Consider the following 9,131-nt stretch of genomic DNA (forward strand, 5'->3'; position numbering starts at 1 on the left):
CTTAGACAAGCCACACCCCACCCGGAGGCTTTCCTCACGTCAACACCGTCCTGCTACCAATGTCCCGACTGGGTACATCTAGGCGGCCGAGGTGCTCCCCCAGACGACCGAAGCACGAGACGAGGAAAGGGGAACACAGCGCAGAACCCGCGAGACAGCCCAGGGTCCACCGGGTCCCCCGATCCGGGCCAGGTCACCCCTTCACGTTAAAGACGAGTGCCCCAGCTTCTGGGGAGCAGAGCCGGGGCACCCGAATGTCCGTGCACGAACGGATGAGAACGGGGTGTTCTCACTAGCAAACTATGCCCTCATTGACCCGGAAAATCAGGCCGTAGAGCACCCAGGGGAGCAAGCTTCAGGGAATCTTCACGTCGTCTTGAAAGAAGCTCAACAAACGACCTCGACTTCAGTCGTCAACCTCCAGCAACCAGAGGCCCCTCATCGGTGAGCGACCTCCGGGCGACCCCTTCGTGTGCCGAAGGAGCCTCGGACAATGGAGGGCGGAAGCTCTCGAATTCGCCGATAGAGGGTAGCCCTGGACATCCCGAGATCCCGGGCTACGTGAGTGGCCGACTCCCCCGACTCGATCAACCGGAGGGCACTTCGCATCTGACTGTCCGTGAAGATGGGGCGCCGACCACCCAGATCCTCATCCATCCATAGCCCTGCTTGGTGTTGAAGGTCGCCTTGACGTCGATCTCGGTCAGGATGCCAAAGTCCTGGTCGGCCAAGGCGGCGCGGGTGTGCTCCACGGCCTGCTCGTAGGACACAGGGACAGTGCTGGCGCGGGTGTAGGTCATGGATGGCTCCTTCGACGGTTCTTCGACGACGTTGAGACTTCCGGATCCCAGGCTGTCAGGTTCCCGGGGATCAGGCCAGGGAAAGGAACAACTTCTCCAGATCCTTCTTATCCAGGGTTTCCTCGGGATTGGTCAGGCACTGCTCCAGGCCGCTGGCGATGATCGCGAAACCGGCCCGGTCCAGGGCCTTGGACACCGCCGAGAGCTGGGTGACGACGTCCTTGCAGTCACGGCCCTCCTCGATCATGTGCACCACGGCTCCGAGCTGTCCTTGGGCGCGCTTGAGGCGGTTGAGGGCGGGAATCAGGTTGGTCGGATCGAGCTGCACGAGGTTCTCCTGAGATGGTGCGGGGCGTATCGCCATCCTATACCCCAGGGGGTGTATTGACATACCCCGTGGGGTATAGGTAATACTGGGGCCACGACCTGCTTCAGAGAACCTCCCGGAAGGATTCCCATGACCTCCGCTTCCCCCACCATCACCACGCTCGAGCCCGGCACCCTGCGTCAGTGGACGACCGAGCACGAGGACCTGGTAATCATCGACGTCCGCTCGGCAGTCGAGTTCGCCTCCCTGCACATCGCCGGTTCCTACAACGTGCCCCTGCCCCTGTTGTCCGAGCACACCGCCGATCTGGCCGCGCGACTGGGTGAGCGGGTCGTGCTGGTCTGCCAGTCCGGGGCCCGCGCCGAGCAGGCCCGCCAACGGCTGGCCGCCGCGGGGATCGGCACCGCCTACGTGCTCACCGGCGGGGCGCCGGGCTTCGCCGACGCCAGCGGCGACGTCGTGCGCGGGGCCGCCCGTTGGGACCTGGAGCGCCAGGTGCGCATGGTCGCCGGTTCCCTGGTCCTCACCGGGCTGGTCGGGGGCCGGTTCGTCTCCCCGAAATTGCGCACCGTGGCCGGGGTCATCGGCACCGGGCTGACCTTCTCGGCCGCCTCCAACACCTGCGCGATGGGCAAGGCCCTGGCCGCGATGCCGTGGAACAAGATCGCCGAGGAGCCCACCGCCGCCACGGCCATCAACCAGATCCCCACCCTCTCCGCCTGACCCCGGCCGGCCCCGGCATCCCAGCCCGTTCCGGACCCGAGCACCGCGAGGAGCAGTCATGTCAGAGATCACCGTCACCGACGCCCAGAAGCGCCACATCCAGGACCAGGTCCTGGATGTGGCGCGAGGACTTCGAGGTCGCCGATGGTGTGTTTCCCGGCGCCCTCCACATTCCTATGGGGCAGCTGAACGCCTGGCACCAGGAGATCGACCAGGCCCGTCCGGTGATCGTGGTGTGCCGCAGCGGCCACCGCAGCGCCCGGGTCGCTGATGCGCTCAATGCGGCCGGTTACACCGCCGACACCATGGCCGGGGGCATGGCCGCCCAGCAGCGCGCCGGACTGCCCACCCGCTGACCCCCCGGTTCCGTCAAGACAAGGACACCCCTCATGACCCTCACGCTCGTGCTGACCTTGCTGCTGTCGGTGGTGATCGGGCTTTCGCTCGGTCTGCTGGGCGGGGGCGGGTCCATCCTCACCGTCCCGATCCTCACCTACGTCGCCGGGCTGGACCCCAAGGAGGCCATCGCGGCCTCTCTGTTCGTAGTTGGAGTGACTTCGGCCGTCAGCGCGATCACCCACGCCCGCAACGGACGGGTGAAGTGGCGCACCGGGCTGGTCTTCGGCGCGACGGGCATGGCCGGGGCCTTCGCCGGCGGGCTGGCCGGCAGCCGCATCCCCGGCACCGTGCTGATGATGGCCTTCGCCCTGATGATGATCGCCACCTCGCTGGCGATGATCCGCGGCCGCAAGAACAAGGCCTCCAGGACCCATGACGGCGAGCTGCCGATCCTCAAGGTCATCGCCGAGGGCCTGGTCGTGGGCCTGGTCACCGGCCTGGTCGGGGCCGGCGGCGGCTTCCTCGTCGTCCCGGCCCTGGCCCTGCTCGGCGGGCTGTCGATGCCCGTGGCCGTGGGCACCTCCCTGGTAGTCATCGCCATGAAGTCCTTCGCCGGGCTGGCCGGCTACCTCACCACCGTCACGCTGGACTGGGCCCTGGTGGGCGCGGTGACCGTCGCCGCCATCGCCGGCTCGATCGCCGGGGCACGGCTGGCCGGGCGGATCCCGGAGGCTGCCCTGCGCAAGGGGTTCGGGGTCTTCGTCCTGGTGATGGGGGTGTTCGTCCTGACCCAGGAGCTGCCCGGTGCGGCAGGGCTCGCCGTCGGGGCCACCGCCGCCGCGGCCGCTCTGGCTGCCGCGATCTGCTGGTTCGCCATTCCGAAGTGCCCGCTGCGCGCACCCCTGGCTGCCTGAGCAATCCCGTTCCGTCCCCGACCCCACCGACCATCGAGAAGGAGATCCCCGTGGCCACCATCGAGATCACCGAACAGAACTTTGCCGAGACCGTCGAGGGCAACGACGTCGTGCTCGTGGACTTCTGGGCGTCCTGGTGCGGGCCCTGTCGCATGTTCGCCCCCACCTACGAGACCGCCTCCACCCAGCACCCCGACGTCGTCTTCGCCAAGGTCGACACCGAGGCCGAGCAACGACTCCGGCAGCGGCGGGCATCAGCTCCATCCCCACCCTGATGGCCTTCCGCGAGGGCGTACTGGTCTTCTCCCAGCCCGGTGCCCTGCCGACATCAGGGCTGGAACAGGTCATCACCGCAGTGAAAAGCCTGGACATGGCCATCGTCCACGCCCAGACCGCACAACAGCAGGCGTGATCCGATCCCAGCGCTGAGGCCCAGCGCACCGCTATGCACCCCTCAGGACTCCTCCGGTTCGTGCTCTCGAGCGTGCGGCCGCTGGATTTGCCAGCAAGTACGATCTTTGCATCCACTATACCCCGGGGGGTATAGTGGACGGTGTAAGACCATCCTCTCGACCCCGTTCCATCCACCAATTCAGGAGGACTTCTTCCATGGACGTCACCGTCATCGACACCCCGCAGCTCGGGGACCGCAGCTACCTCATCCACGACGGGCAGGTGGGGCTGGTCATCGACGCCCAGCGCGACATCGACCGCGTCGAGACCCTGCTCGACCAAGCCGGGGTACAGCTCACCCACGTGGCCGAGACCCACATCCACAACGACTACATCACCGGCGGACTCATCCTGGCCCAGAAGCACGGGGCCGCCTACCTGGTCAACGCCGCCGATGACGTCTCCTTCGAGCGCACCCTGATCGCTGACGGGCAGACCGTGCAGGTCGGCGAACTCAGTGTGAAGGCCGTGGCCACCCCCGGGCACACCCACCACCACCTCTCCTTCGTCGTCGAGCACGGGGAGGAGCAGGCCGTGTTCTCCGGCGGCAGCGTGCTCTACGGCTCCGTGGGACGGACCGACCTGCTGGGTCCCGAGCACACGGAGGGCCTGACCCACGACCAGTGGGCCTCCGCCCGCCGCCTCGCCGCCGAGGCCAAGGAACAGGCCGCCCTGTACCCGACCCACGGATTCGGCTCCTTCTGCTCCTCGGGTCCGGCCACCGGGGCGAACGAGTCCACCCTGGGCGAGCAGTTCGAGGTGAACCACGTCTACACCGACGACGACGAGGAGCACTTCGTCACCGAACTGATCGCGAACCTGAGCGCCTACCCCAACTACTACGTGCACATGGGCCCGGCCAACGCGGCCGGACCCACCGAGCCCAACCTCGAGGTGCCCGACTCCCTGGACGCGGCCCAGCTCAAGGCCCGGCTCGAGGCCGGGGAGTGGGTGGTGGACCTACGTAACCGGGTGGCCTACTCCTCCAGCCACCTCAAGGGCACCATCAGCTTCGAGTACGGCAACGGCGGAAGCTTCACCACCTTCCTGGGCTGGGTCTTCCCCTACGACCGGCAGCTCACCCTCGTCGGCTCCCGGGAAGACGTGGAGAACGCAATCCGCGACCTGTCCCGGATCGGGATCGACAACCCGGACGCCGCCCTGGGGGAAGACCCCGAGAAGCTCGCCCCGGGGGCGACCGTGTCCTCCTACCCGCGGGTGGGCTGGTCCGAGGTGCTCACCGACCGCCCGGACCAGGAAACCATCCTGGACGTACGCCGGACCGAGGAGTACGAGACCTCCCACATCGCCGGCGCCGTGCACATCCCGCTGCACGAGCTGATCACCCGCATGGACGAGGTCCCGGCCGGACGACTGTGGGTGCACTGCGGCTCCGGCTACCGCTCCGGAGTGGCCGCCTCCCTGCTCGAGCGCGCCGGCAAGGACCCCGTGCACATCGACGCGATGTTCGACGAGGCCGCCGACGCCGGGCTACCCATGGACAGCTAACCGCCCCAGGCGCGGCCTGAGCACCACCAGGGGGCGGGCAAAACACTCCACAGCCCGCCCCCTTCCACATCCGATCCGCACGTTCCCGCACTCGGCACCCAGGAAAGGCCCCCGCATGGAAACCCCCACCACAGAGCCCCGACCCCGGCATCAGGTCCGCAGCCTCACCGGCATGGGGGCTACTGTCGTCGGTCTGCACGTGGCCGGTTGGGGGGCCCTGTTCGCCTGGCTGCTGCCGGCCCAGACCGCCGCCGGAGCCAACCCCGGGGTGCTGCTCGGGTTGGCCGTGGGCGCCTACGCCCTGGGGGTGCGTCACGCCTTCGACGCCGACCACATCGCCGCCATCGACAACGCCACCCGCCAGTTCCTCACCCGGGGGCGCACCACGGTGACCACCGGATTCTGGTTCGCCCTGGGCCACTCCAGTGTGGTTGTGCTCGCCGTGGCTCTGCTGGCCCTGGGCGTGGAGACCTTCGCACAGGGCCTGGCCGATGAGGACTCCACGCTGCGCCAAGCCGCCGGGATCTGGGGCGGGACCGTCTCGGGGTTGTTCCTGCTCACCGCCGGGGCGCTGAATCTGCCGGTGCTGCGGTCGCTGCACCGGCTGCGCCGGGCCATCGGGGACGGTCCCGTCAGCGAGCACCAATTCCACACGCACCTGAACCGGCGCGGGGTGCTGCACCGGGTACTGCACCCACTGGCCCGCCGGGTGGACCGCCCCGTGAAGATGTACCCGGTCGGATTCCTCTTCGGCCTGGGCCTGGACACCGCCGCCTCCATCAGCCTGTTCGTCGTGGCCGGGACTCTGGCCCCGTCCCTGCCCTGGTACGCCGCGATGGTGCTGCCGGTGCTGTTCACCGCCGGGATGACGGCCTTCGACAGCGCCGACGGGCTGATGATGGCCCGGATCTACAGCCGGGCCACCGGCGATGCCCGGCGCAGCCTCGACTACAACATCGTCGTCACCGGCGTCTCCGTCTTCATTGCCTTCCTCATCGGCGGGATGGGCCTGCTCTCCGTGGCCGCCGAGCTAACCCAGCCCACCGGCGGGCTCCTGGAAGCGGTCACGGCCGTGGACCTGAACTTCCTCGGCATCACCGTGATCGCCTTCTTCGCCCTGGCCTGGATGGCCACCGCCGCAACGCGCACGGCCAACCCTGCCCCGGCTCTCCTCCGGTCCCCCGGAAGACAGCGACGGTGAGGCCCCCGGCCCGCCCCCCCCTTGTTGACGCCCAGGGGCCCGAGAGGTCAAGACTGACCTGACCAGGTACTACGAGCGATCTGACCATGTACGACGAGAGACGAAGGAGCACGATCATGATGAATGGCGGCGGTATGGGCGGTATGGGATTGATGTGGATCTTCGGGCTGCTGACGCTCGTGGGGGTGATCGTACTGGTGGTGGTGCTGGTGAAGGCCTTCACCAGCAGGTCCTCGGCCACGGGCGGGTCCGGCGCCAGCCGTGGGACGGGCGCGGGTTCTGGCCGGGGGCGGGAGATCCTCGAGGAGCGCTACGCCCGCGGCGAGCTGAGCACCGACGAGTACCGCGAACGACTCCGCACCCTGGAAGAGGACGGCCGGTGAGCCCACTGACCCGCCGCCAGCTGCTGGCACTGGGCGCGGCCGGGGCCGGGGCCACCGCCATCGGCGGGACCGGTCTGTGGTGGACCACCACCGGCGGCCCCGGCTACACCGGTGGTGAGCAACTGATCGAACCGCAGGTGCTGGCCAGCCGCGACCGCGTACTGGAACTGGAGCTGACCGCCGCCCCAGCACGGATCCAGGTCGGCGGCCGGGAGGCCTCCGTCCAGGCCTTCAACGACTCCCTGCCCGGACCGACCCTGCGCGTGGCACCCGGGGACACGATCCGGGTAGCGATGACTAACCAGCTTCAGGCCCCGACGAACCTGCACGTGCACGGGCTGCACGTCTCCCCGGAGGGCAACGGCGACAACCCGTTCGTGAGCATCGCCCCGGGCGAGTCCTTCGACTACGAGTTCGCCCTGCCCGACGACCACCCGCCGGGCACCTACTGGTACCACCCGCACCGCCACGGCCACGTGGCCGACCAGGTCGCCGCCGGACTCTACGGCGCCATCATCGTGGAGGACCCCGAACCGGTCCCGGTCACCCGGGAACGGGTCATGGTGGTCTCGGACCTGGCCCTCGACGCCTCCGGCAACCTCGCCGACGTCTCTCCGATGCAGCAGATGATGGGCCGAGAAGGCGAGGTCGTCCTGGTCAACGGCCAGCTCCGCCCGCAACTCACCGCCGCCCCCGGGGAACGAGAGCGGTGGCGGATCATCAACGCCTGCCCCTCCCGCTACCTCCGACTGCAATTGGACGGCCAGCAGGTCCGGCTGCTCAGCCGCGACCTCGGCCGCCTGCCGATCCCCGAGGAGATCACCGAAGCGGTCATCGCCCCCGGCAACCGCATCGAACTCCTCGTGGACACCACCGCGGGCTCCTCCACGCTGGTCGCCGCACCGGTGAACCGCGGCGGCATGGACGCCATGATGGGCGAGGGCATGATGGGCGGGACCATGATGGGCGACAACGAGCCCGGCAACGACGAACCGATCGAGCTGCTGGCCCTGACCGTGTCCGGGGAGCCCGCCCAGACGCCCGCGCCGGTGCCCGAGGGCCGCCCCCTGCGCGATCTGCGCGGGGAGCCGATCACCGCCCGCCGCACCCTGGACTTCGCCATGGGCATGGCCGGTGGCATGGGTGGCGGCGGGGCCATGATGGGCGGTGAGGGGGACACCACCATGATGGCCTTCACCATCAACGGCCAGGAGTTCGCCCCCGACCGGACCGACACCGCGGTGGCGGCCGGGACCGTGGAGGAGTGGACCCTGGTCAACTCCAGCCCCATGGACCACCCTGTCCATCTGCACGTGTGGCCCATGCAGATCATCGAGGACGGGGACTGCGACCTCTCCGAACCGAGGTGGCAGGACGTCGTGAACGTCCCGGCTCTGGAGGAGGTGAAAGTCCTCATCGCCTTCGAGGACTTCCCCGGGCGCACCGTCTATCACTGCCACATCCTCGACCACGAAGACCAAGGCATGATGGGCACCGTCGAAGCCCGCTGAGGCCGGGCCTTGGCCCCACGCTGGGCAGCACCGGTGTGGCCAGGAAATGGGGGCGAGATGCCCCGCGGTCGTCTTGCGGGGCCACGGTCGCGGTGCACCAACCGACGAAGAGCAACACCCATACTGCCTTTTCGACAGTAGGCTGATCAAGAAAGCCGAGGAAGCGTGGTGTGGTTACGGCCTCGCGCGAAACCCTGATTAAGGAGGATTCACCATGACTGCGACATCGCGACTCAACGCCATTGTCCGGGCCGCTGGTGCCGGTGCGGCCGCCGGTCTCGCGGGGGCAGGGGTGATGGTGGTGGGCGAGAAGCTCGAGCAGGCCATCACCCACCGGCCCAACTCCTATGTGCCTGCCCGGGCTCTGCTGAGCCTGCTCGGGCAGCGCCCGGGCGACGACGCCCAACCACTGGTGTGGAACCACGTCATGCACTGGGGTTCCGGTGCTGTCCTCGGGACGTTGCGTGGGGTCTGGGCGGCCACCGGCATCCGCGGCCCGCAGGCCAACGCCTGGCACACGGTGGTGCGGCTGGCCTTCGACCAAACCATCGAGAACGCCACTGGGGTGGGTTCTCCGCCCGCTTCGTGGCCCACGGGGGAGAAGATCGTGGACATGGGTCACAAAGCGGTGTACTCCGTGGTGACCGGGATGGTCGCCGACCAGATGCTGGCCCCCGCGCTGGCCTCCACCCGGGGGCGCGCCAGCCACTGACCTCCGGGCAACGACGGCGAAGGGGCGGGTCCAGCGCTCACGTCGGGCTCATCGTTCCCCATCCTTCAATGCTGGCTCGTCGGCAATCAGCGCGGGGCCCCCCGCATCGTGCGGGCGGCACCCGCGGCCGATCGGTGCTCGATGATTCAGCTCAGCGGGCGGCTGTCCAGGGCGTCCTAGGTGTACCCAGTCGGGACATTGGTAGCAGGACGGTGTTGACGTGAGGAAAGCCTCCGGGTGGGGTGTGGCTTGTCTAAG

9 protein-coding genes and 3 pseudogenes are annotated in these 9,131 nt (G+C 68.6%); 9 read left to right on the forward strand and 3 right to left on the reverse strand.

Features of this window, described 5'->3' with window-relative positions; genetic code table 11:
* Positions 1 to 438 precede the first annotated feature (438 nt).
* The 3 genes and pseudogenes from Q0817_RS19395 to Q0817_RS19405 form a co-directional block, all read right to left on the reverse strand.
* Positions 439 to 651, reverse strand: a pseudogene (locus tag Q0817_RS19395) (helix-turn-helix domain-containing protein); the annotation flags it as partial.
* Positions 588 to 800 carry a hypothetical protein gene (locus Q0817_RS19400; RefSeq protein WP_298591941.1) on the reverse strand — a complete coding sequence of 71 codons (213 nt, stop codon included), beginning with the start codon at positions 798 to 800 and terminating at the stop codon, positions 588 to 590. The gene Q0817_RS19400 and the pseudogene Q0817_RS19395, both read right to left, overlap by 64 nt.
* Positions 801 to 870: 70 nt before the next feature.
* On the reverse strand, positions 871 to 1,128 hold the full coding sequence (locus Q0817_RS19405; protein WP_062737283.1) for a metal-sensitive transcriptional regulator: 258 nt from the start codon (positions 1,126 to 1,128) through the stop codon (positions 871 to 873).
* Positions 1,129 to 1,257: 129 nt separating this feature from the next.
* On the opposite strand from Q0817_RS19405, the gene Q0817_RS19410 reads away from it, so the two are divergent.
* The 9 genes and pseudogenes from Q0817_RS19410 (at position 1,258) to Q0817_RS19450 (ending at position 8,873) form a co-directional block, all read left to right on the forward strand.
* Positions 1,258 to 1,851 carry a rhodanese-like domain-containing protein gene (locus tag Q0817_RS19410; RefSeq protein ID WP_062737284.1) on the forward strand — a complete coding sequence of 198 codons (594 nt, stop codon included), beginning with the start codon at positions 1,258 to 1,260 and terminating at the stop codon, positions 1,849 to 1,851.
* A 58-nt stretch (positions 1,852 to 1,909) separates the two neighbouring features.
* Positions 1,910 to 2,207: pseudogene (locus Q0817_RS19415) on the forward strand (rhodanese-like domain-containing protein).
* 33 nt (positions 2,208 to 2,240) lie between these two features.
* Complete coding sequence (locus tag Q0817_RS19420; RefSeq protein WP_062737285.1) at positions 2,241 to 3,104, forward strand: sulfite exporter TauE/SafE family protein; 864 nt, start codon at positions 2,241 to 2,243, stop codon at positions 3,102 to 3,104.
* A 50-nt stretch (positions 3,105 to 3,154) separates the two neighbouring features.
* Positions 3,155 to 3,516, forward strand: a pseudogene (gene trxA, locus Q0817_RS19425) (thioredoxin).
* A gap of 197 nt (positions 3,517 to 3,713) precedes the next feature.
* Entirely contained in the window at positions 3,714 to 5,066 is a 1,353-nt protein-coding gene (locus tag Q0817_RS19430) for a rhodanese-like domain-containing protein (protein ID WP_062737286.1), read from the forward strand.
* A 172-nt stretch (positions 5,067 to 5,238) separates the two neighbouring features.
* Positions 5,239 to 6,267: a HoxN/HupN/NixA family nickel/cobalt transporter gene (locus Q0817_RS19435; RefSeq protein ID WP_186815705.1), complete on the forward strand. Its 1,029-nt coding sequence runs from the start codon at positions 5,239 to 5,241 to the stop codon at positions 6,265 to 6,267.
* Between the two features lie 116 nt (positions 6,268 to 6,383).
* On the forward strand, positions 6,384 to 6,650 hold the full coding sequence (locus tag Q0817_RS19440) for a hypothetical protein (RefSeq protein WP_062737288.1): 267 nt from the start codon (positions 6,384 to 6,386) through the stop codon (positions 6,648 to 6,650).
* A complete protein-coding gene (locus tag Q0817_RS19445; protein WP_298591959.1) occupies positions 6,647 to 8,161 on the forward strand; it encodes a multicopper oxidase family protein in 1,515 nt (504 codons plus the stop codon). The genes Q0817_RS19440 and Q0817_RS19445 overlap by 4 nt, the downstream gene beginning before the upstream one ends.
* A 214-nt stretch (positions 8,162 to 8,375) precedes the next feature.
* Positions 8,376 to 8,873, forward strand: a complete 498-nt coding sequence (locus tag Q0817_RS19450; RefSeq protein ID WP_062737290.1) for a hypothetical protein — start codon at positions 8,376 to 8,378, stop codon at positions 8,871 to 8,873.
* Positions 8,874 to 9,131: the final 258 nt, after the last annotated feature.

This window comes from uncultured Kocuria sp. (assembly GCF_947500125.1).
In the GTDB taxonomy this organism is placed as follows: domain Bacteria; phylum Actinomycetota; class Actinomycetes; order Actinomycetales; family Micrococcaceae; genus Kocuria.